The following is a 21,191-nucleotide window of genomic DNA, read 5'->3' as shown; positions in this document are numbered from 1 at the left end:
GCTGCGTTCACCCCTGCCCGAACCGGGACGTCCACTCCACCACCGGACCAACCCGATGTTCCGGACGAAGTGCAATCATGCAACGGACCCTGGGTGATCAGGCGCCTCGTTTCGGCGAGGCTGAGGGGCCACGCGTTTTCCGGACAGGCTCCTGACCCTCTATATTCACGCGACGATTCGCAACTTCTCATACTCGGCGTGGACTTCGCGCGGAGGGCGGTAACCCACCGCCGAGTGGAGGCGTTTGCGATTGTACCAGAATTCGATGTAGCGAGTGATGTCCTGCCGGGCGGCCTCGCGGGTCAGGTAAGTCACCCTTGATACACGCTCGTTCTTCAGGGCGGCGAAGAATGAATCGGCCATGGCGTTGTCGAAACAGATCCCGGTGCGACCGGAAGATCTGCGGAGCCCGAACCGGTCGAGCGTCTTCCCGAACTCGGCCGACATGTAGCTGCTGCCGCGGCCGGAGTGAAACATCGCATCGGCCGAGAAGTTCCTGTTTCGTGCCGCGTTGCTGATCGCCCTGGATATCAGCGGGGTTTGGTAGTGGTCGTCCATCGCGTAGCCGACCACTTCCTTCGTACAGCAGTCGATGACCGTCGCGAGGTACAGCCGGCCTTCCCCGATCGCGACATGGGTAATGTCGCCGACGAGTTTTTCACCGGGCGCATCCGCGGTGAAGTCGCGGCCGACGAGGTCTGGCGCCCGGCCGGCCGCAGCCTGAGTGAGGTTGAACCTCTTGGGTCGTGGCTGGCAGGGCACCAGGCCCGGTTCGCGCATGAGGCGGCGGACGAGCTCCACGCCCGCGGCGACGCCCCAGCGGTGCAGCTGGGCCTGGATGCGCCGGTGCCCGTAGGTGCTGTCGGACATGTCGAAGGCTTTCCCGACGAGCAGTTTCAATTCTTCGCGCCGCTGGGCTGTCGCGGATTCCAGGCGGGAGCCCCAGTCGTAGTAGTCGGAACTGGATACGCCGAGCCGACCGCACATGAACTCGACGCTATATGCGTACTCCTCGGTGTCGAGTCGCATCTCGTCGATGAACTCGTACTTGCTTGCTACCGGGGATCCTTCGCGAAGTACGCTGCGGATTTTTCAAGAAGGTAACTTCCATCTTCAGCTCGCGGTTGCGTCGTTCGAGTTCCTTCAGTCGCGCCCGCTCGTTCACCGCCGGTTCCGTACCGGGGGCCGGTTCCTGCTGCTTTGGTACTTCTTCACCCAGCCGCGTAGCGTCTCCGAGTTCAGCTCAAGCTCCCGGGCGACTTCGGAGATCGTCTTGCTTGACCTCAACGCGATCTGGACGGCTTCCTCGCGGAACTCCGGCGAGTACTTAATGAGTGGCGCCACTTCTTCCTCGTTTCCTTGTTCAGGACAACCCTATTGGGTGCCTGTCCGGAAACTTCGTGGCCCCTCACCGAAGCCCGAGACTGTCATCACGGACACTGCGTCGTATTTAGTTGCATGGACACTTTGCCCCTCGTTGAGGGTCGGGGGCGGCCGTCCGGGCTGTCGGGTGCGACGGTTCAGGGAGTGTCTGTGCGGGTACAGCAGCGTCCGCGTGCTCTCCCGAGACGGCAAGCCCACCGGACTGGGGGACGCCTTCGCGCAGTACGGGCGGATCTTCAAGACCCTGCACCTGCTCCAGTTCGTCTCCGACGAGGGATACCCCCGAATGATCGGAGTTCAGCTCAACGTCACCGAGGCCCGCCACCGCCTCGCCCGGAAGATCTTCTTCGGGCAGAGAGGTGAACTGCGTCAGCACTACCGCGAGGGCATGGAGGAACAGCTGGGCGCGCTCGGCCTGGCCCTGCACACTGTGGTGTTGTTCAACAGCCTTTACATCGACGCCGCCGTCAAGCAGTCGGCTTCCCCGTCACCGACGAGCTCCTCGCCCGCTTGTCCCCGCTACAGTACGACCACATCAATTCCTCGGCCGCTACGCCTCCACCCGGCCCGCAGTACCTGGGCGGCGCCCGCTGCGCGCCCCGCACGCAGACGACGAGCCGGACGACCGCGACGACGGGCGAGGCAGGCCGTAAGGCTGAGGGGCCGGCGTGGAACAGCCACCATAGGTAGCGTGCCGACTTGGTCTTCGTCGGTCAGCTGATGACGAGCCTCACCAGTACCGCCCTTTGAGTAGGACGGGGCCAACAAGGAGACAGCGGGATTCGCGGTGCCGATTGAGACCGCGCGTGAGCCGGACCGGCGCGCAGTGGCTACGCGGTGGGCCTCTTCAGGACCTCGATCAAGCTGGTCGCGCTGTCGTCGGCATGGCCGGCTGCTGTGCCTCGCCGGAAAATCCCCAGGACCGCCGTCGGTAACGAGGTGTCGACCCCCGCATCCCTGGCGGTCTGCAGGACATGGTCGACGCTCGCCACACCCATGGCGAGCCTTTCGATGTCGCCCGGGTACTCACCCGCGTCGATCCGCTGTGTGTAGAAGGTCAGGAAGTCCGGCATTCCGAACAGCACGGATGATGCAGACGGCAGGATTTCCTCGGCCGAGACGCCGTGGGCATCCGCCAGTGCGAGGGCGTGCAGCCAGCCGAGCACCGTCGTCCAGAACAGATCCATCCCGACCTGGTAGTACAACGCCGCCAGCCCTGGGTCCTCGCCGCGGTAGTCCGTGCCGGTAAGCACCTCCAGAGCCTCCAGGTGTGCGTCGAATACCTCCTTGGGCCCGCTGTAGAAGGTGGAGAACCCGGGCTGCCCGATGCCCGGGGGTGAAGCCTGCACACCTCCGGTGAGGTACCGGGCACCGTGTCCTGACGCCCACCGCGCAGCCCTGCGGGCATTCTCGGGTGTGTCCGAGCTGAGATTGACGAGGACCCGGCTGGACAGCGCGTCGGTGGCCGACTCAAGGACGGCATACATCGCGTGGTGGTCCGTCAGGCTGAGGATCACCAGTTCGCTCGCGGCGAGCGCGTCGTGGACCGTGGCGGCCCGATGTGCTCCCGCGCCCACCAGCTCGTCCGCCTTGCCCGCGGTCCGGTTCCAGACCGTGACCCGGTAGCCCTTGCCGAGGAACGCGCTCGCCATCGCACGTCCCATTGGTCCGAGCCCAATGACCGTTACATCGTGTTTGCTCATGGCACCCCTTACCGTCACATCAAAGCCTGAACGTTTTTCCGGGTGAGGCTTGAACGTGCCGTTCCGTCGCCGAGCGACCTGCGCCGGGTGACCGTCGCAACCTGTCGCAGGCGGCGTGACGGTGCCCACGACCATGGACCGATCCGCGGGAACGTGCGCCTCGGAACAGCTGTCGTATTACGCTTTCTGTGCCGGCTTCCTGAGTACTTCGGTCAGGGCCGAGATGCTGTGGTCGCCGTGACCCGCCGCAGCCGCCCGCTCTACCAGGTCGTGCAGTGGAGCGAGCCAGGCCACGTCGACGTTCGTCTCCTTGGTCAGTTCCATGTCATGGGCCGCGCCCGCGTGGAAGAGGTTCACGGAGGAGGCGGCATCGGTGTAATCGCCTCTGTCGATTTCTGTGGCGTAGACCGGTAGCAGAGACTTGATCATGTCCAGCCACTTCCCGGCGAACCGCACCATGCTGCTCGCCTCCAGCCCACGAGCCTGAACGGCCGCAGCCCCCTGGAAGAAACCGACGAGCGCGGGCAGCAGCATGGCGCCCACGGCCATCTCGTACAGGGCGGCGAGGTCGGTCTCATCTCCGAGATGGACGGTGTCGCCACCCAGTACCTTCAGCGTCGTCTCGTACTCGTCGAACACTGTCTTGTCTCCGCTGTAGTACAACAGCGTGTCCGGCGCTCCCACGGCCTCCGGCACGTTCTTGACCGCTCCGGCCAGAAACCGGGCGCCACGGCCGGTCGCCCAGGCAGCCATGGCGCGGGCGCCGGCGGGCGAACCGCTGTTCAACGTGACAAGGGCACGCCCGGACAGCGCCGCCGCAGCCGGCTCCAGGGCGGAGCGAGTGTCTTCGAAGGTGGTCAGGCATGTGATGATCAGCGGGCTCGCCTCGATCGCGGCCTCCACCACCCGGGCATGGACGGCGCCCTTGGCCACCAACGGTGCGGCCTTGGCCGGCGTGCGGTTCCACACCGTTGTCGGGTGCCCTGCGTCGGCGAACGCTCCGGCCAGCGCCCGGCCCATCGACCCCAGCCCGACGACGGTCACGGGTATGGGGACATCCCTGGTCATGCGTCACTCCAGTCAGCAGTCGAATGGTTGAGCAGCCACGCAATCGCCGATCAGCGCGTCCGGCGCGGCTCCCGATTCCATTCTGGAAGCCCCACATACATTTGATCAAGTACCTACAATTCTGTTCGGTACCCACACTTTTGTCAGTAGGAGTGCTGATGACCAAGCGGACCTATATCTGCGGGCTCGACGCCGCCATCGCCGTCATGGGCGGTAAGTGGAAGGGGCTAATCCTGTTTTCGCTCGGTGAGGAGGGGCCGTTGCGTTTCGGAGAGTTGAGGCGGGCGGTGCCCGGTATCAGCGAGAGAATGCTGATCCTTCAACTCCGGGAGATGGAGGCCAGTGGCCTGGTGCACCGCGAGATCTACCACCAGGTCCCGCCCAAGGTGGAGTACTCGCTGACCGAGTTCGGCAGCTCCCTCAACACGGCACTCGCACCACTCGGGGAGTGGGGCGAGGAGCATATGGAGCGCATCGAGGCCATCCCCTAGCCAGTCCTCCGTTCCTCCGGCACGTGACGTGCCGGAGGAACCTCTCAGACACTCTCGTATTCGAGAATTGACCGATCCCTCAACAAGATCAGTAAGCGGCGGGGCTGCAGCCGGAACGGCGCCGGAATGTGTGTGAGAAACGGATTCAAAAAGTCGGTGTGCTCAAGAACTTCAGGGCCACCGTTTTCTGTCCGATCTCGCGGGTGAAGACGCCTTCGGACGGCGACACCGCCGATCTCCTCGCCTCGGTCCCCGCCGTGCGGGGCGCGCTCGTCGGGTACGCCCGCGTCTCGCCCCAGGGACAGTTGCTCGAGCGGCAGATCCACGTCCTCACCGAAGCAGGCTGCAATCGGATCTTCGCAGACAAGAAGTCCGGCACCTGGCGGAGCCGCTCGATCTCGGTGCGGATATCGGGTTGGGTGTAGAGCCAGGAGCGGGAAACGGCGACGTTGCGGGCAACCGTCTCAAAGGTGACCGGGGTCCGGTGCACTCGAGTTCGCGCAGGGCCTGGATGGTCTTGGAGCGGGTGGGCTCGTGCCGCCGACGTTCGGAAGTAACCAGGTGGGCGGTGTTGTCAGCCGGTATCGGCGATGTCCTTCGGACTGTCGGGGGCGTCGGATGTCAGAGTGGTGTCGAGGTTGTCCAGGACCCAGGTGTTCAACTCGACGAGCCGCTGCTGGCCGAGGGCTTCGACGGCCGTGATGATCTGCAGGATGTCGCTGAGGTGTTGGCGGTGCTGGGGGAGAAAATCGGGGATGGTGATGAACATCGGGCAGGTCAGGCAGGCATTTGAGTGCGGGCAGGACTGCTGGAGGGGCTGCCCTCAGTAGCCGTTCGGCAGGGCCTGGGTGGCCCGGAAAGCCGCTGCTTGGACCAGGCCGCCTCGGCGAGTCGTCCGTCGGGGTCGAGTTCGATGGCCTGCCCGCTGATGTTGACCTTGCGGGGCTTCTCCCGGTGCTCACGGACCGTGGTGTCATGCAGCCGCGCGTAGTGCGCGGTCATCTCGGCGGTGTCGTGGTCGAGGATGCGGCGTACAACTTCTTGCGGGACGTCCCGGTTGATCATTCGGGTGCCCAGAGTATGACGCCACTGGTGAGGGGTGCAGTGGGCGGGCCGCCCGTGCTCGTCACGGACTTCGCAGAGGTGAGCCAGCGGTAGAGGACCAGCCGGTAGGTGGAGCTCGCGGTCGGATAGCGGCCGGGCGGGGTTCTTCGTCGGCCGGGGAAATAGATGCGAGCAGCCCTCGGTCCAACGGGCAAGGACAAGTTGCTGCTGGTCGATGATGAGCTTGTGGATTTCCTCGTCGATGGGGACCAGGGCTTCGCGTTTCATCACAGTTACTCATGGAAGCGGCACTGGTGGCGCTACGCTGCTGTGTCGTGCAGGAAACGCGTCTCGACACTGCTCGGATCCGAGCGGCTCGCCAGGTAATCGACCCGGTCTTTCTTGACACTCCGCTCTACCGCTGCGAGGCGCTGGAGCCCGGCCTCGGGTGCACGATGAGCATCAAGCTGGAAACGGCGAACCCGGTCCGCAGCTTCAAGGCCCGCGGCACCGAGGTAGTCGCGAGCCTGCTGGCCGACGATGCCTCGCGAGCCGCGGTGTGCGCGAGCGCGGGCAACCTCGGCCAAGCCCTTGCGTGGTCCGGTCGCGGCCGGGGGATCGACGTCACAGTCGTGGCATCCCGCTTTGCGACTCGGGCCAAGCTTGATCGCATCCGCGCGTTGGACGCCGGGTTGGAGCTGGTGGACGGAGACCACGAGATGGCGCGCGAGCGGGCGGCGGCCATCGCGCGGTACGACGGCATCCGGCTGGTCGAAGACAGCCTGGACATCGAAACCTGCGAGGGCGCGGCGACCATCGGCCTGGAACTGGTGGGCACCGAGCTGTCGTTCGACGCCGTCCTGATCGCTCTCGGCGGTGGGGCGCTGGCCACCGGTGTGGGGCATGTGGTGAAGGCCCTGGCGCCCGAGGTCGAGGTGATCTGCGTCCAGCCGCTGGGCGCACCGGCGATGACACACTCGTGGCGCATGCGACGAGTGGTCACTACCGACTCGACCAACACGATCGCTGACGGCGTCGCCGGCCGGCGTCCCATCCCGACCGTCCTGGACGACCTACTCCTGGTAGCCGACGACGCCGTTTTGGTCCAGGAGGCATCGATCATCGCCGGTATGCGGTTGCTCCTCGACCACGCCGGCCTCGTCGTCGAGCCGTCGGCCGCGCTCGGCGTGGCGGCGATCCTCGAAGACCGTGACCGCTTCGCCGGCCGACACGTAGCCACCATCGTGTGCGGCAGCAACGTCGACGTAGACGCCTACCACCGCTGGGTCGGCCCGGCTCCCATCCACACGTCTTGACAATTACTCGGACCGAGGTGGAGTCGATGTTGATGTCCCAGGCGATGCCGCCGTTGGCTTCGGCAACGGCCTGGACGTCCTGGACCATCGCCTGGGCGAGCACCGAACCGGACGACATCGCCCGCATCGACAGCCTCACCACGACTCTCACCACCACTCACTGGAAGTGAGCCGCCCCGTGGCCGTTCAGCGCATCGACCCTCCGGGTTCGCACGCCGCACCCGGCCTCATCGGCTAGGTCGTTACGACCACCGGCCGTCGACTCATCCACCTCTCCGGGCAGGTCGCCTGGGGACACCTCCAGCCACCGGCGGGATCACGCAGCCCAGGCCGCCGTGATCGCCCGCAGCATCACCACCGCCCTCACCGCCGCGGGCGCCGGCCCCGACGACATCGTCAAGGAGGTGAACTACGTCGTCGACTACACACGGAGAAGAACCCGTTCGGATCGGTGACGGCGGACACCGCCTACGGCTTCAGCAAGGGCTGGCGGTTCGAGCTGGAGCAGGCGGACGTCTTCCACGTCATGGCCACCACCCGGCACAACACCGTCGTCATCCGATGGTCCATCGATCACCCCTCCACGACTTGTTCCCCGCTCTGCCGCGGCAGAAGTGGAAACGCCATTCTTGCGACGAGGGGACCCACGGCCGGCGGATCTATGACTGGGCCCGCGTAGAGGTCCGGCCCTGGCACCGCGAGGACCGCCGGCACTGGGTGATCGCCCGCCGCAGCGTGAGCAGACCCGAGGAGATCTCCTACTCCATCGCCGGCACCGCATTGGACGAGCTCATCCGCATCGCCGGCTGTCGGCGTACTCGCGAAAGTACTCAGCCGCGTACAGATGAACGTACTCAGAGCGGCGGGCGGTGCGGGGCGCGGACAGGCCGGGGAGTGTCGGCAGTAACGTGCAGGTGTGTGGGATGCCGACGAGGTGCGTGAGCAGATACGGGCGATGGCTGAGACCGATCCCGAGTGCCGGGTCTTCGGTGCTCGCAGGCACCAGTGGAGGCTGGCTCCGCCCGTACCGGAGGCCGTCGTAGCCCGTCATGAGCGGGCGCACCGCTTCAAGCTCCCTGCCTCCTACCGGTCGTTCATCACTACGGTGAGCAGTGGGGGCGCCGGGCCGGCGTACGGCTTGTACGAGTTCGGCAGCAAGTCGTGGCTGGACTGGCAGGAAGACCTGGACCTGCTGCCCGTTCCCTTCCCACACGACGGGCCGTTCCGGCCCTCGCCCGAGCGGTCCGTTTGTGCGGAGCACGCCCCCGGTGAGGAGGACTTCTCACCGTGCTGGTTCACCGGCTCGCTCGTTACCGCCGAAATCGGTTGCGGCTCCTTCTACCGGCTAGTGGTCACCGGCCCTGATCGCGGGCAGGTCTGGACTGACGACCTCGGCTGCGGTGACGCGCTGAGCCCGGGGCCGGACTTCCGCGACTGGTACGGGCAGTGGTTGAGCCGCAGCCGTTGATAGTGCCGCTGTGCACGTTCAGCTGTACACGGCTCAGTACATTCGCCCGTACGCCGACACCGGCAGCCCATGGGCGGTGGAAGATGGCAGAAACGGATCCCAGCTCATCCACCTCAGCCTCGGCGAAATCAAACGTCTGATCACCCGCCTCACCCACCGCCGTCCCACCCCTGCCGGCCACATCCTGCACTGGTCGACATGGCGCCGGAGACGGCAAATATCCGGCGCGGCTGAGTCACTACAAACGACGCGGACACAGCCCCCGAAAACCGCCCAGCACTCAGAGCAAGCACCGTTGCACTAGGTCCCGTCTCTCCGATCACGCTGGTAGCCCGGGAATTCAGCGACCGCGGATGGGTCCTGGAGGGCATTGCTTCCAGGACCCCACGCAATCAGCGTAGATCGCGGTCCGGGTTCGAGATCCTGAACTTGACTACGTTCTTCCCAGTCGTCCAACGGCGGAAGCCGGCCTTCTCCAGTACTCGGACTGAGGCCGGGTTCGACAGTTCCACGTCGGCGGACACAGTGTGGACATCTGGCAAGGTGAGGGTGAAGTCGGCGAGGGCCTTGGTGGCCTCGGGGGCATAGCCTCGGCCACGCCGGGAGACTACGATGCCGTAGCCGATCTCAAGGACCCCCTCGCTGGGCGGCCAGAACAGGCCGATGGAGCCCACCACCAGGCCGCTGTCGCGCTCGATCACCAGGCGGTGGCCGTAGGGGCCAAGCCAGTCGGGGTACTGCTCGAAGAGGCCCGCGACCACCCGATCGCCTTCGGCGGGAAAGTCGTCCGCCCAGTGCGGGGGCCGGGTGTCGTCGAGGACCGCGATGGCCTCGCTTCTGGTCCAGGGCCGCAGGACGAGGCGCTTGGTGACCACGTCGGCGTGGACGTGTGAAGAAGAGGAAGACATGTGTCTCTCCTGGTCGTTGGAACGACCGGCCGCGCTCTGTTATCGCACGGGCCGGATGAGGGCATGCTGATGACGACCAACGGCAGCCATATTCATCAACCTCCTCATCCTGAGATCACGCGTCTGTCGCGCCAGCGTGAGGGTAGTAGCCCTTCCTTCTGCCGGGCAACTCCTTTCCGGACTGCTGACCGGGGCTTTCGCTTGCTGAAGGTCAATCCCTTTGCGCGGCAGCTCGTTGCTCTGATCATGCTCAACAGAGGGGATCTCAGCGACGAGTAGGCGGTCCTGGAACCGCTCCTGCCCACGGGCGACAATCGGTGCGGCCGGTGGCGGGACCGCTGCCCGGTGATCAACGGGATCATCCAACGACTCGGCACCGGCTGCCAGTGGCGCGAGCCGCCCGAACGCTTCGGCCCGTGGCAACCGTCCACAAACGCCACATGCTGTGGTCGGCCGACGACACCTGGAAGAAGCTGCTCCAACACGTCCAGGCCGTCGCCGACGCCACGGGCGACATCGACTGGAATCCCAACATCAACTCCACCTCAATCCGCGCCCATCAGCACGCCACCGGGGCGTCGAAGGACTCGCCGCCGGCAACGTCCGGTGCTTCAAGGACGTTTCGATCTTGGACTCGGGTAAACCGAGAGCTCTCGGGAGCGACGTGCCACCGACTTCGGGCGGCGTTGCCAACCACGCGACCCGGGCAGGCGCCGAACACCATCCCGACGGCCAGAGCGCGAACCAGCCTGTCATCGACATGCTCTCTGCGATCGTGATCGGAGAGACAGAACCGAGCCGCAGCCTGCTGGCCACACAGTCGGCCGCCCAAGTGGAGTGAAGCCGCAACCCACAGCTCCGTCGGTTCCCACTGGCCTGCCTCACGCCACCCGCGCCATCGCCACCTGCGCCATTGCCGCGTGAGCGGCGTTCGCGCAGCGCGGCAAGAGGGCAGTGTCTACAAGAACCCTCCGCGGTCTTCGGTGAACCGAGGCAATGCGAACGATAGGCAAGCCTTCGGCTTGGCCCATCCGAACACCACATCGAACAGCGCGGCGATCCCGCCGTAGTCCGCGATCAGAACGGAGAGCCGCTGGATCACTGAGAGCTTCGGCGCACGCAGCGTCGTCGCCCTCGGCCTGGCCGTCGATCAATCGACCGTCCACCTCATACCTGAAGCGCCGCAACATCAGCGTCAAACGAGCGTCACGACCGCGCCCTCCGAGTCGCGGCAACGCATCCATCATCCCCACACAATTCCACAAAGATGCAGGTCAGCCGCACAACCAGGTGCCTCGAAAAGGTCCACGTCGTGCACCTTGGGAAACAGGTCGACCCCACCCGCCCGGAACTTGGGAACAATAAGAACCAGCAGGTCAGAGGCCCTTCGTGGCAGGCTCCAGAATCGCCACGCACTCAACATGCGACGTCATCGAAAAGATGTCGGCCTGGGCGAGTTACAGAAAAGTCCAGGTCAGAGCCGGATTATCGACTCTCTGTCCCGGGTGCGGGCGTCCAGAGCGTCAGATGAGCGTCATGACCAACAGCCCATCCCTCCTCCTCGGGTGGAAGAGGCCGCCACGACCAGATTGCCTGCACGAGCCCGCTCCCGCTCACTCTGGACGCAGGCTCGAACATCATGACCCGCACCGCTTCTCAGGCCGCCATAATGGAGTCATACCCTCCAGCCCACAGCCCGCCGCACCCACGCCGAGCGACATCTCGGGCGCAGACGCCCAGGACCTCGCGCTCTACCGGGAGAAGTTCCGGCGTCGTCTGCCGGAGTCGCTGGATGAGTTGTCCGGCCCGGCCCAGGGGATCGTGGAGCTGCCACTGCACATGGCCTGGTCCGGGATGACCTCGTACGACCTGGGCAAGCCTCGCCAGCGCATGGGCCTGTACCGCACCGTCCTGCACGAGGACCTGCCCCGCTACCTCAACCGGGACCTGCTCCTCCAGCTGTGGCCGGTGCTGCGCACACTCGTCGGCCGCACCGTGCGCACCGTGTGGGAAGACGCCTTCCCCCAGCTCGCCTCCCGCACCAGGGCAGCCGCGTGACGGACATGCCGGAGCTGCACACGCGGCTCCTGGCAGATGTGATCGCGCTCGGCTCCCCGTATCCACTGGTTCTCACCGGCGGATACGCCGTGCGGGCACACCGCTTGGTGAACCGCCCCAGCCAGGACCTCGACGTCGCCACCGAGAACCCGGCGCCCATGGCCGACATCGCCGCCACGCTCCGCGCCGGCCTGGAAGCCCGCGGCTGGAAGGTGCACGCGCTGGAGACCGCCCCGCTGTCCGCCCGCTTCACCGTGACCGACCCGGCCACCGGGCAGGAATGCGAAGTCGACATCCTCAAGGGGATCTTCTGGCGGCCTGTCGCCCAGAGCCCGTACGGGCCCGTCCTCGCGGAGGAGGACGTGATCGGGACCAAGGTCCGCGCCCTCGCCGACGCGGAGCGCCCCGCGACCTGATCGACGTGTTCGCCGCCTCCCGCCGCCTCCCGCCGCTGGACCAACGCCGAGCTCGAGGAGTTCGGCCGCCGCCACGCCCGCCGCCGCTTCGAACGGGAGGACCTGCAGTCGAACCTCACGGGCACCGAGTGGACCGACGACGACGCCTTCGCCACCTACGGCCTCGACGACGCCACCATCACCGCTCTCCGCACCTGGGCCGTGGAATGGGCGGACGACCTCGCTGCTCGCCTCATCGAGGAGGCCGATGATCCGGACATCGACTGAGCACGTCCGGATGCGATCACGATCGCGAGTAATCCGGGCAAGAGTCGAGAAACGTCGCGGCGAACTTGGGGGGGCGCCGCTGCTACCGCGAGCACGGCAGTCGCCCTCGGGGAGGCGCGGACGGACCGCGAGCGGCTGTCGGTGACGCCGAGCAGGCCATCCTTGTGCCCGCTGACGCAGCGCAGATTCTCGTCGACGGGCGGTCTGCACCTCACGGTCCTCCGGAGGCAGGCCGTCCCCTGGGAACGTTTCTCCGGTACGCCCCAGGCGTCGAACAGAGGGTGAGCCCCCGGAGCGCGCGCAATAGCGCCCGACATACAAGGGCTCTGGCCGCGCGGCGGGTGAGTCGGCGGCGGCCCGTCACGGCCCGGACGTTCGAGAATGACCGACCGGCGAGCCGCGACATGAAACGCGCAAGGGGCATAAGGAGCCACCTTCTCGACGACGTTCAGGAAACGTTAAGTAAAACATCCCGCAGGATGGTTGCAGAAGGCGATCCACCCCATTGACGACTGCCTCCGCAGCGGCCACCTTGATGGCGAAGCGAATTCCGGTCGACCATGAAAGCTGGAATGCCCATGAGAAGAATGAGGCACTGCGTCGCCTTCGTCGCAACTGTCGCGGCTGTCGCCGCAGCAATCCTCGTCTGGCCTGCGACGGAATCCGCGCAGGCGTTTCCCCCCACCCCCAAACAGACGGTGCTGAACTACCTTCGCTCCATTTCCGGGAACCATACCGTTTCCGGTCAGCACAACAAGGAGCCGGCTTCCGCGCCCGGGCAGTACACGCAGCAGGTCAAGGACGTGACCGGGCAGTACCCCGGCCTCTGGGGCGGCGACCTGATGTTCAACGCCACCGATGTGGCCAACCGCCAGCGGGTGGTCGACCAGGCGAAGACCGAGTGGGCGAACGGCTCGCTGGTCACCCTCACCTGGCACGTCTGCCCCCCGACCGGGGGCAGCTCCTGCGCGTTCGAAGGCGGTGTGAAGTCGAACATATCCAGCGCTCAGTTCTCGCAGATCATCACCGAGGGAAGCGCCCTGAACAACGCCTGGAAGCGGCGCCTCGACGAAGCCGTCCCCTACCTCCAGCAACTGAAGAACGCGGGTGTTCCGGTCCTCTTCCGGCCGCTGCACGAAATGAACGAATCGTGGAACTGGTGGGGAAACCGTTCCGGAGCGAACGGCAGCGCGCGCCTCTATCAGATCACCCGTGACTACCTCGCCGGGACGAAAGGGCTGGACAATCTGATCTGGGTGTGGAACGTGCAGGACAATCCGGCGGGCGGCTGGAGCAACTACTACCCGGGCAACCAGTACGTGGATGTCGTCTCACTGGACGTCTGGTACAAGAATCACCCCAGTTCCGCCGACTACCAGCAGATGCAAAACATTGCGGGGACAAAGCCCATGGCCCTTGCGGAGATGGGCAAAGTGCCGAACGCCGCACTGCTCGACAGTCAGCCCAGGTGGGCGTGGTTCATGATGTGGTCGGAACAGCTGCGAGGGAACAACACGAACGCCGAGATCCAGGCGGCGTACTTCCACCCCCGTGTGCTGAACCAGGGGGAGGTCGTGCTGCCCTGACGCCCGGCGCGGGCGCCGCGCGGCTGAGTCTGCCGGCGGTGCCGGTCAGAGCCAGCCGCGCAGCGCCCGGAGGAACCCGGCCGGATCGTCACGGTGGACGGTGTGCCCGGCACCGTCCACCGTGCGTACGTGCCAGCCGCGACGGCCCAGTGCCCTGGCTTGTGCCGGCGAGATCCGCTCGCTGGGACCGGCGAGCAGGACGAGCGAGGGGACAGCGGGGACGTCCGGCAGGCCGGGCAGGTGCTGGAGCGCGGTGACGGACGCGGGGTCCCAGGTGGCGAGCGCCTGCCGCTCGGCGGTGATGTCATCGTCGTGCCAGCGGGGATGGGCGGCGCGCAGCTCCCGCCAGGTGGCGTGTTTGCCGGCGCGCAGGCCGTCCAGGTCCCGGCTCCGGGGCACCCAGGCGGGGTCGCAGTGGACGGCGCGGGCGCAGCGCAGTCGCGGTACGGCGAGCAGCAGCGCGGCCGAGCCCAGTGAGTGACCGATGGCGAGGTCGGGCGCCACGGGCAGGGTGTCGAGCAGGTCGGCGGCGAGTGCGGTGGGTGTGCAGACCGGGGCGGGCCCGCTGGCTCCGTGGCCTGGCAGATCCACGGCGACGACCCGGTAACCGTGCTCGGCGATCGCCGGGGCGACGCGACTCCAGCCGCGCGAGTCCGACATGATGCCGTGCACCAGTACAGCCGTGCGAGGGCCGTCGCCCCAGATCCGGGTCGCGAGCCTCACGAGACACCGCCCAGGGGCACCCGAGCCCGGTAGAGCACCGCTCCCGCGCCGGACACCGCACAGGGCCGGCCGGCCGGGACGAACGCGGCAGCACCCGCGGCAAGGGCCGGGCCCGCTTCCAGCAGCGCTTCGCCGGTGAGGCAGAGCAGCACCTGCGGTCCGGCGTCGGTCAGGCACACGGCCTCGGCGCCCACTTCGACGCGGGACAGAGCGAACTCCGTCGCCGGAGAGGCATAGTGTGCCTCACCCCTCACCCCCGTCGGTGAGGCACGTATGACCGATGGTCGCGTCGCGGTCAGGTCGACGATCTCACTCAGGAGTCCGGTGTCGACGTGCTTGTCGGTCAGGCCGCAGCGGAGCACGTTGTCGGAGTTGGCCATGATCTCCACGCCTGTCCCCCACAGATAGGCGTGCGGCACTCGCGAGGGCCGCGGCGTCGACTCCCTGCTGCCGGCCGGCGGAGACGAGGTGGCGGGGCGCGAGCTTGCCGACGTGGGCGCCCATCTCGTCGACCCAGTCGCGGGTCATGTCGTTCAGTTCGTTGCCCAGCTCCCACGACATGATCGTGGGGTCGTCCTTGTAGGCGAGACCGGTGTGCGGGTTGACGTGGTCGAGCACGTGCCGGACGTAGTCCTTGTAGGCGGCCTTGGCCCGGGGGTGGGTGTAGAAGTCCTTCGGTTCCCTCAGACCGAGCCACTTCGCCATCGTGGGGTAGCCGCCGTGGTAGTAGTCCCACTGGTCGGTGAGCGGGACGATCAGCCTCAGGCCGTAGGCGCGGGCCTGGGCGATTGCGTGGTCGATGGGCGCGAACGCGTCCTCGTTGAACTCGCCGGCCTCCGGCTGGATGCACTGCGGGCAGCCCAGGGAGGTGCCGAGCGTGTGGGAGCGGACGACGGTGGCGTTCATCGCGCGTGCCGTCTTCAGTGCGTCATCGATCCGGAAGTAGGTGGGGTGGTCGACGCCGCCCACGTTCTCGTCCAGGCCGAGCCAGTACAGGTTGGTGCCGGCGAAGCGGAACGGCTTGCCCTGGAGTGTCAGCGTGCTCCCGTCGCGCTGGACGAACGCGTCGGTGGTCCGGCCGCCCGGCCCGGCGGTGGCGGGGGACGAGGCGGTGGCTGCGACGACGAGGGCGCTCACCGCGAGGAGTGAAGCGAGGGTTCTTCGGCGGTTTCGGGGCACGGCGAACCTGCCTTTCGGCTCAAGGGGAAGCAGTGGGAGAGAAGCGGAGCGGGAGGTGGCCCGGGCGGGGTGCGCCCCGGGCCCGGGCCACCGCTCCGGTGGCTTTCCGTCAGTCGGTGGTCTCGTGCGGGGGTGCGCTGCTGCCGCGGGGCAGCAGGACGGGTGTCGCGGCGGGGCCCGACGGGGGATTGCGGCGGTGTACGACGTCGAACAGCCGACGGGTGACGTCGGCGCCGAAGCCGAAGACGTCGTGGCTCATGGCGGACAGGTTCGGGTGCGTGAGCCGGCACAGCTGGGAGTCGTCCCAGGCGACCAGGCTGACGTCCTTCGGCACGCTCAGGCCCATCTCGGCGGCCACGGACAGACCCGCGACGGCCATGATGTCGTTGTCGTAGATGATCGCCGTGGGCCGCTCCCGGGAGGCGAGCAGCGAGCGGGTGGCGCGTGCGCCCTGCTCACCGGAGTAGTCGGTGGTGACGCTGCGGGCCGGCTCCAGGCCCAGTTCCGCCACGATCGCGTTCAGTGCGGCGGTACGGATCACGGTGTGGCCGAGCGCCGCATGGCCGCCCACTCGTGCGATCCGTCTGTGTCCGAGGGCGGCGAGGTAGCGCACCGCCTCGTGCACCGCGGCTTCGTCGTCGGTCCACACCGAGGTGAAATCGCCGGTCAGGGACGGATGGCCGACCGCCACGGCGGGCAGCCCGATCGTCGCCAGTTCTGTGATCCGGGGGTCGTTCTGCTGGATGTCGACCAGGATGGAGCCGGCGATCCGGCGGGACTGCCACCACTGGCGGTGGACGGCGATCTCCTGGTCGGTGTCCCGTACGAGGTGGAGCAACAGTGAGCAGCCGTGCTCCTCCAGGACGGACTCGGCCCCAGAGACGAACTCCATGTAGAAGGGCTCGAGCCCGAGCTGCCGCGCGGGGCGGGCGATGACCAGGCCGACGGTGTCCCCGGCGCCGGTCGCTGAACCGGACAGCTTGATCGCGGCCTGGTTCGGCACCCAGCCCAGCTCGGCCACAGCCGCCATGATGCGTTCACGCGTGGCCTCCGACACGCCTGGCCGGTTGTTGAAGGCCAGGGACACCGCTCCGCGGGACACACCGGCCCGGGCCGCCACGTCAGCGATCGTGACGCGCCCCGACCGGCGTGTCCTTGCCTCATTCACGGACTTCTCCGCCTCCGTTGACGCTGTACAGCGCCGCGCGGGCGGCCTCCGCATCGGGCTGCGGCCAGCCGGTGACCCGCCACGTCATGCTCTCGCCGGGCAGGAGCGTCACACGCCCGTGGTCGGTGCAGGCGTGCGCGTCCAGGCGGTCGGCCTGGAGCAACAGGTCCCGCACGAGCCCGTGGGCCGTAGCTGTGACCAGCGCGCCGCTCTCTCCGTCCTCGCTGACACGGACGTCGTAGGAGGCGGCGGGGTAGGCGAACTCTCGGTCCGCGCAGGCGAAGTGCACCGCACGCAGGCCCTCCGTGTCGGCGACGAGGAATTCCTCGCGCACGTCACCGAACCGCATCACCGACTCCGGCAGCCGCTCCAGCGCCACGCTCCGTGCTGCCGCCTTCAGCACGACCTCGGCCTGTGCCAGCACCGTGCCGTCCGCCCCGACCCGGCGGACGGTGACGGTGGTCTCCCAGGTCGCCGCACTCTGGTTGCAGCCTGCGAGCACCAGGTCGCCGTCGCGGTCCTGGATCGTCAGCAGCAGGTCGGCGTAGAGCCGGCGCATCTCGAAGTAGAGGGGCTTGAGCCGCCCGTCGCCGTCGATCGCCGCCCAGGACGTGACCGGCCAGCAGTCGTTGAGCTGCCACAGCACCGTGCCCGCGCAGCGCGGCCAGTGGGAGCGCCAGTGCTCGACGCCCGCGGCGACGGCGCGCGCCTGGTTGAGCTGGGTCAGGTAGTGCCAGGTGTCGAAGTCGGCGGGCTCCGTGAAGTGCGGGGCGAGTCCCCGGTTCAGCTTGCCGTTGCCGTCCTCGGCCTTCTGGTGGTGCAGCATGCCGGGGGAATCGGCGGTCAGCGGCCTTTCGGACAGGGCTCGTTCCAGCGTGGCGAGCGTCGGCGGCGCCTGCCAGCCGAACTCGGCGACGAAGCGCGGCACGGTGGTGAGGTAGTCGCTGTAGTCACGGCGGTTCCACACCTCCCACGAATGCGCGGTGCCGTGGTCGGGGTCGTTGGGCGTGTGGTCCCACGATCCCGACCAGGGGCTGCCCGCCCAGTACGGACGGGTCGGGTCCGTCTGCGCCACGATGCGCGGCAGCAGGCCGAGGTAGTAGCCCTCGCCCCAGGAGTCGCCCGCAAGGGCCTGCTCCCACTCCCAGTCGGCGAAGCCCCACAGGTTCTCGTTGTTGCCGTTCCACAGGACCAGCGACGGGTGGGGCATCAGCCGGACCACGTTCTCCCGGGCCTCGGCCTCGATCTCGGAGCGCAGCGGCTGCTCCTCCGGGTAGGCGGCACAGGCGAACAGGAAGTCCTGCCAGACCATCAGGCCCAGTTCGTCGCACACGTCGTAGAAGGCCCGGTCCTCGTAGATCCCGCCGCCCCACACCCGCACCAGGTCCACGCCCGCCTCGGCGGCCTGGGTGAGCCTGGCACGGTAGCGGCCGGGCGTGACGCGGGTGGGGAAGGCCTCGTCGGGGATCCAGTTCACGCCCCGGGCGAAGACGGGAGTGCCGTTGACGATCAGAGTGAAGGCGCTTCCGTGCTCGTCCGCGGACGTGTCGACCTCGATCGTGCGGAAGCCGACGCGACGCTCCCACGTGTCCAGGACCTCACTGCCGCCGGGATCGCTGAGAACGACTGCGCAGCCGTACAGCGGCTGGTCACCGTAGCCGCGCGGCCACCACAGTGCCGCGTCCGGGACCCGTACCGTCACCGTGGCGGTGTTCTCCCCCGGGGCGACGGCGATCTCCGCGGACGCGTCCCCGACCGCGGCCACCAGCCGCAGGGCGCGGTCACGTCCGGTCGCCGTGCGGTCCAGGTCGACGACGATCTCGGCGACGCCGGTGCCGTCCTCGGCGACGGTGATGTGCGGACGGACCGCGGCCAGCCGGGCCGTGGACCACTGCTCGATCCGCGCCTCGCGCCACACGCCGGCCGTCACCAGCGTGGGGCCCCAGTCCCAGCCGAAGGAGCAGGCCATCTTGCGGATGTGGTTGAACGGCTCGGGGTAGGAGTTGGGCCGCTCCCCCAGCGCTGTCCGCACCTCCTCGGCTTCGCTGTAGGCGGAGGTGAAGGCGACTTCGAGCGGTGCGGGTCCGTCCGTCAGCAGTTCGGTGACGTCGAACCGGTAGGAGCGGTGCATGTTGCGGGTGCGGCCCAGCAGCCGGCCGTCGACATGGACGGCTGCGACCGTGTCCAGACCGTCGAAGACCAGGTCGGCGCGTTCGAAGGCCGTGTCCCGCCGGGGCAGTTCGGTCGCGTACGTCCAGTCGGCGCGGCCCACCCACGCGACCTCGTCCTCGTTGCGGTCGAGGTACGGATCGGCCAGCAGGCCCGCCGCCATCAGGTCGGTGTGGACGCAGCCGGGCACCTGCGCGGGCACAGCGGTCCCGGCCAGCTCCGGGGGCACTTGCTCGGGGGTGCGGCGGTCGGTGTTCAGACGCAGTGTCCAACCCTGGGAGAGCGGGGTGCGGGCCTTCATTCGGGACTCCTTGTGAGACGTCGTGCGGGGCGCGGTGGGCGGGCGGGTCACTTGCTGGAACCCGCCGCGAAGCCGCTGTAGATGAAGCGCTGCAGCGCCAGGAAGACGATCAAGGTGGGCACGATCACCAGGATCGCGCCGGCGGAGATGGTCTCCCACTGGGCGCCGAAGGGGCCCTTGAAGCGGAACAGGGCGGTGGAGATGGTGCCGAGTTCGGGATCGGGCATGTACAGGAAGGGCACGTAGAAGTCGTTGTAGACGGCGATGCCCTTGACGATGACGACGGTGGCGATGGCCGGCCGCAGCATCGGGAGAATGATCTTCCGGTAGATCGTCCAGGAGTTGGCGCCGTCGATGCGCGCGGCCTCGTCCACGGAGAGGGGAATCGACCGGATGAACTGCAGGAAGATGTAGATCGAGACGATGTCGGTTCCGGTGTAGAGCAGGATGGGTGCCCAACGGGTGTTGAAGGCGCCCAGATCGTCGATCACCTGGAAGGTGGCGACTTGTGTCGTCACACCGGGGACCAGCGTGGCCAGCAGGAAGAGGCCCATCACCAGCTTCTTCGGACGGAACCGGAAACGGTCGATGGCGTAGGCGGTCATCGAGCCGATCAGTACGGTCCCGGCGGTGGAGACCACGAGGATCAGCGCCGTATTGCCGAACGCCGCCAACATCGCGCCCTGTTCGAAGGCGGTGGCGTAGTTGGCGAAGTTGGACCAGTCGCCGGGCAGCGACAGCGGGCCGTCGTTCACTATCTCCGACCGCGTCTTCAGCGAGGTCAGCACAACGACGCCGAGAGGCACGAGGACCACGGCCGACGCCAGCAGCAGGGACAGGTACTTCAAGGCGACGGCGGTCCGGGACAGGGCGCTGCGATCGCGGCCCGGACGCCGGGCGGGGACGGCGGTGCCGGTGGTCACGAGAGTTCCACCCTCTCCTCGGGGATCAGCCGGCGCTGGACCCAGGTGATCAGCAGGATGAGGATCAGCAGGACGACGGCCGAGGCCGAGGCCAGACCGACCTTGTCGAACTGGAAGGCGAGTTTGACCGTCTGGATGACGAACGTCTCCGTGCCGTTGGCGCCGCCGGTCATGATGTACGGGATCTCGAAGACGGCCAGGGAGCCGGACACGGCGAGGATGAAGCTCAGGCTGATGATGGGCTTGATGCTGGGCGCGATGATGTGCCGGAACTGCTGCCAGCGGTTCGCTCCGTCCAGCTGCGCCGCCTCGTACAGGTGCGGCGGGATCGACTGGATGGCACCGAGGAACAGGACCATGTTCAACCCCGTGAAGCGCCACACCGACACCCCGGCGAGTGAGGGGTTGGCCAGGTCCGGGTCGCCCAGCCACAGGTGCTTGCCGTCCACGCCGATCAGGCGCAACAGTGTGTCGAGGGTGCCGTCGGGCTGGAAGAAGTACAGGAACACGAATCCGACGGCCACCCCGTTGATGAGGTAGGGGAAGAACAGCAGGCCCTTGAACAGGTTGCGGAACCGGGTGTTGAAGCTGAGCACCGTCGCGAAGTACAGGGCGAGAGCGATCTGCACGACGGAGGCCGCCAGGTAGAAGCCGCTCACGAGGAAGACCTCGAACCGGGCGGGCCGCGTGACCAGGTCGGTGTAGTTCTCCGCGCCCACGTAGGAGCGCGTGGGGCTGATGCCGTCCCAGTCGGTGAAGCTGTAACCGATCATCTCGGCCACCGGGAGGTAGGTGAACATCACCAGCAGCGTCAGGGGCGCGGCCAGGAACAGCCAGGGGGTCAGGACGGCGGTACGGCGGCGCCTGCCGGTGCGCGGCCGGCCGGCGCCGGACTCGGGAGGCGGAGCACTGCGCCGGCCGACGGCGTGCGCCGGGGCGCGGGTCTTCTGGACAGCGGTCATCTCATGGTTCCTCGTGGTGGGTTCCCGGTCGGGCGTACTGAGCGACGACGGCACGGCG

Annotated in this window: 22 protein-coding genes and 3 pseudogenes; 12 read left to right on the top strand and 13 right to left on the bottom strand. The window is 67.5% G+C overall.

What is annotated here, in order from left to right; genetic code table 11:
* Nucleotides 1–165: 165 nt before the first annotated feature.
* Nucleotides 166–1,344: pseudogene (locus ACFWVE_RS25850) on the bottom strand (IS3 family transposase).
* Nucleotides 1,345–1,555: 211 nt separating this feature from the next.
* Here ACFWVE_RS25850 and ACFWVE_RS25845 point away from each other — a divergent pair.
* Nucleotides 1,556–2,104 (top strand): Tn3 family transposase, encoded by a 549-nt coding sequence (locus tag ACFWVE_RS25845; RefSeq protein WP_384018442.1) that lies wholly within the window; start codon nucleotides 1,556–1,558, stop codon nucleotides 2,102–2,104.
* A 109-nt stretch (nucleotides 2,105–2,213) separates the two neighbouring features.
* Here the strand turns inward: ACFWVE_RS25845 and ACFWVE_RS25840 are convergent, their stop codons facing one another.
* On the bottom strand, nucleotides 2,214–3,086 hold the full coding sequence (locus tag ACFWVE_RS25840; RefSeq protein WP_384018439.1) for an NAD(P)-dependent oxidoreductase: 873 nt from the start codon (nucleotides 3,084–3,086) through the stop codon (nucleotides 2,214–2,216).
* A gap of 177 nt (nucleotides 3,087–3,263) precedes the next feature.
* Nucleotides 3,264–4,154: an NAD(P)-dependent oxidoreductase gene (locus tag ACFWVE_RS25835; RefSeq protein ID WP_384018436.1), complete on the bottom strand. Its 891-nt coding sequence runs from the start codon at nucleotides 4,152–4,154 to the stop codon at nucleotides 3,264–3,266.
* A gap of 158 nt (nucleotides 4,155–4,312) precedes the next feature.
* Here ACFWVE_RS25835 and ACFWVE_RS25830 point away from each other — a divergent pair, with 158 nt between their 5' ends.
* Nucleotides 4,313–4,645 (top strand): winged helix-turn-helix transcriptional regulator, encoded by a 333-nt coding sequence (locus tag ACFWVE_RS25830; protein WP_384018433.1) that lies wholly within the window; start codon nucleotides 4,313–4,315, stop codon nucleotides 4,643–4,645.
* 203 nt (nucleotides 4,646–4,848) lie between these two features.
* Nucleotides 4,849–5,070: a recombinase family protein gene (locus ACFWVE_RS25825; RefSeq protein WP_384018430.1), complete on the top strand. Its 222-nt coding sequence runs from the start codon at nucleotides 4,849–4,851 to the stop codon at nucleotides 5,068–5,070.
* Between the two features lie 149 nt (nucleotides 5,071–5,219).
* Here the strand turns inward: ACFWVE_RS25825 and ACFWVE_RS25820 are convergent, their stop codons facing one another.
* Entirely contained in the window at nucleotides 5,220–5,414 is a 195-nt protein-coding gene (locus ACFWVE_RS25820) for a hypothetical protein (protein WP_384018427.1), read from the bottom strand.
* Nucleotides 5,415–5,422: 8 nt separating this feature from the next.
* Nucleotides 5,423–5,977, bottom strand: a complete 555-nt coding sequence (locus tag ACFWVE_RS25815) for a tyrosine-type recombinase/integrase (protein WP_384018424.1) — start codon at nucleotides 5,975–5,977, stop codon at nucleotides 5,423–5,425.
* 11 nt (nucleotides 5,978–5,988) lie between these two features.
* On the opposite strand from ACFWVE_RS25815, the gene ACFWVE_RS25810 reads away from it, so the two are divergent.
* The 4 genes and pseudogenes from ACFWVE_RS25810 to ACFWVE_RS25795 all read left to right on the top strand — a co-directional run bounded on the left by ACFWVE_RS25810 (nucleotide 5,989) and on the right by ACFWVE_RS25795 (nucleotide 8,473).
* On the top strand, nucleotides 5,989–7,005 hold the full coding sequence (locus ACFWVE_RS25810; protein WP_384018421.1) for a threonine/serine dehydratase: 1,017 nt from the start codon (nucleotides 5,989–5,991) through the stop codon (nucleotides 7,003–7,005).
* Between the two features lie 26 nt (nucleotides 7,006–7,031).
* Nucleotides 7,032–7,175, top strand: a complete 144-nt coding sequence (locus ACFWVE_RS25805) for a hypothetical protein (RefSeq protein WP_384018418.1) — start codon at nucleotides 7,032–7,034, stop codon at nucleotides 7,173–7,175.
* Nucleotides 7,176–7,441: 266 nt separating this feature from the next.
* Nucleotides 7,442–7,818 (top strand): annotated as a pseudogene (locus ACFWVE_RS25800) (IS701 family transposase); the annotation flags it as partial.
* A 142-nt stretch (nucleotides 7,819–7,960) separates the two neighbouring features.
* Nucleotides 7,961–8,473: an SMI1/KNR4 family protein gene (locus ACFWVE_RS25795; protein WP_384018415.1), complete on the top strand. Its 513-nt coding sequence runs from the start codon at nucleotides 7,961–7,963 to the stop codon at nucleotides 8,471–8,473.
* A gap of 392 nt (nucleotides 8,474–8,865) precedes the next feature.
* On the opposite strand, the gene ACFWVE_RS25790 is transcribed toward ACFWVE_RS25795, so the two are convergent.
* Nucleotides 8,866–9,381: a GNAT family N-acetyltransferase gene (locus ACFWVE_RS25790; protein ID WP_384018412.1), complete on the bottom strand. Its 516-nt coding sequence runs from the start codon at nucleotides 9,379–9,381 to the stop codon at nucleotides 8,866–8,868.
* A 63-nt stretch (nucleotides 9,382–9,444) separates the two neighbouring features.
* Between ACFWVE_RS25790 and ACFWVE_RS25785 the strand changes: the two genes are divergently transcribed.
* The 5 genes and pseudogenes from ACFWVE_RS25785 to ACFWVE_RS25765 all read left to right on the top strand — a co-directional run bounded on the left by ACFWVE_RS25785 (nucleotide 9,445) and on the right by ACFWVE_RS25765 (nucleotide 13,708).
* Nucleotides 9,445–9,660: a hypothetical protein gene (locus ACFWVE_RS25785; protein WP_384018409.1), complete on the top strand. Its 216-nt coding sequence runs from the start codon at nucleotides 9,445–9,447 to the stop codon at nucleotides 9,658–9,660.
* Between the two features lie 6 nt (nucleotides 9,661–9,666).
* Nucleotides 9,667–10,023 (top strand): transposase, encoded by a 357-nt coding sequence (locus ACFWVE_RS25780; protein WP_384018451.1) that lies wholly within the window; start codon nucleotides 9,667–9,669, stop codon nucleotides 10,021–10,023.
* Nucleotides 10,024–11,058: 1,035 nt separating this feature from the next.
* Nucleotides 11,059–11,439 carry a hypothetical protein gene (locus ACFWVE_RS25775; protein WP_384018448.1) on the top strand — a complete coding sequence of 127 codons (381 nt, stop codon included), beginning with the start codon at nucleotides 11,059–11,061 and terminating at the stop codon, nucleotides 11,437–11,439.
* Between the two features lie 5 nt (nucleotides 11,440–11,444).
* Nucleotides 11,445–12,122: pseudogene (locus ACFWVE_RS25770) on the top strand (nucleotidyl transferase AbiEii/AbiGii toxin family protein).
* Nucleotides 12,123–12,709: 587 nt separating this feature from the next.
* Nucleotides 12,710–13,708: a glycosyl hydrolase gene (locus tag ACFWVE_RS25765; RefSeq protein WP_384018406.1), complete on the top strand. Its 999-nt coding sequence runs from the start codon at nucleotides 12,710–12,712 to the stop codon at nucleotides 13,706–13,708.
* A 45-nt stretch (nucleotides 13,709–13,753) separates the two neighbouring features.
* Here the strand turns inward: ACFWVE_RS25765 and ACFWVE_RS25760 are convergent, their stop codons facing one another.
* The 7 genes from ACFWVE_RS25760 to ACFWVE_RS25730 form a co-directional block, all read right to left on the bottom strand.
* Nucleotides 13,754–14,431 carry an alpha/beta fold hydrolase gene (locus ACFWVE_RS25760; RefSeq protein WP_384018403.1) on the bottom strand — a complete coding sequence of 226 codons (678 nt, stop codon included), beginning with the start codon at nucleotides 14,429–14,431 and terminating at the stop codon, nucleotides 13,754–13,756.
* Nucleotides 14,428–14,811, bottom strand: a complete 384-nt coding sequence (locus ACFWVE_RS25755) for a hypothetical protein (RefSeq protein ID WP_384018401.1) — start codon at nucleotides 14,809–14,811, stop codon at nucleotides 14,428–14,430. Before ACFWVE_RS25755 ends, ACFWVE_RS25760 begins: the two co-directional genes overlap by 4 nt.
* Nucleotides 14,741–15,568 carry a hypothetical protein gene (locus tag ACFWVE_RS25750; RefSeq protein WP_384018398.1) on the bottom strand — a complete coding sequence of 276 codons (828 nt, stop codon included), beginning with the start codon at nucleotides 15,566–15,568 and terminating at the stop codon, nucleotides 14,741–14,743. The genes ACFWVE_RS25755 and ACFWVE_RS25750 overlap by 71 nt, the downstream gene beginning before the upstream one ends.
* A 151-nt stretch (nucleotides 15,569–15,719) precedes the next feature.
* Nucleotides 15,720–16,730 (bottom strand): LacI family DNA-binding transcriptional regulator, encoded by a 1,011-nt coding sequence (locus ACFWVE_RS25745; RefSeq protein ID WP_384018395.1) that lies wholly within the window; start codon nucleotides 16,728–16,730, stop codon nucleotides 15,720–15,722.
* Between the two features lie 40 nt (nucleotides 16,731–16,770).
* Nucleotides 16,771–19,248 (bottom strand): glycoside hydrolase family 2 protein, encoded by a 2,478-nt coding sequence (locus tag ACFWVE_RS25740; protein ID WP_384018392.1) that lies wholly within the window; start codon nucleotides 19,246–19,248, stop codon nucleotides 16,771–16,773.
* A gap of 47 nt (nucleotides 19,249–19,295) precedes the next feature.
* Nucleotides 19,296–20,171: a carbohydrate ABC transporter permease gene (locus ACFWVE_RS25735; RefSeq protein WP_384018388.1), complete on the bottom strand. Its 876-nt coding sequence runs from the start codon at nucleotides 20,169–20,171 to the stop codon at nucleotides 19,296–19,298.
* Complete coding sequence (locus tag ACFWVE_RS25730) at nucleotides 20,168–21,133, bottom strand: carbohydrate ABC transporter permease (protein WP_384018385.1); 966 nt, start codon at nucleotides 21,131–21,133, stop codon at nucleotides 20,168–20,170. The genes ACFWVE_RS25735 and ACFWVE_RS25730 overlap by 4 nt, the downstream gene beginning before the upstream one ends.
* Between the last annotated feature and the right edge of the window lie 58 nt (nucleotides 21,134–21,191).

The sequence above is a fragment of the Streptomyces sp. NPDC058632 genome, from assembly GCF_042717095.1.
Lineage (GTDB): Bacteria > Actinomycetota > Actinomycetes > Streptomycetales > Streptomycetaceae > Streptomyces.
Note: the sequence above shows the minus strand (reverse complement) of the source record. Positions and strands in the feature narration are given on the sequence as shown.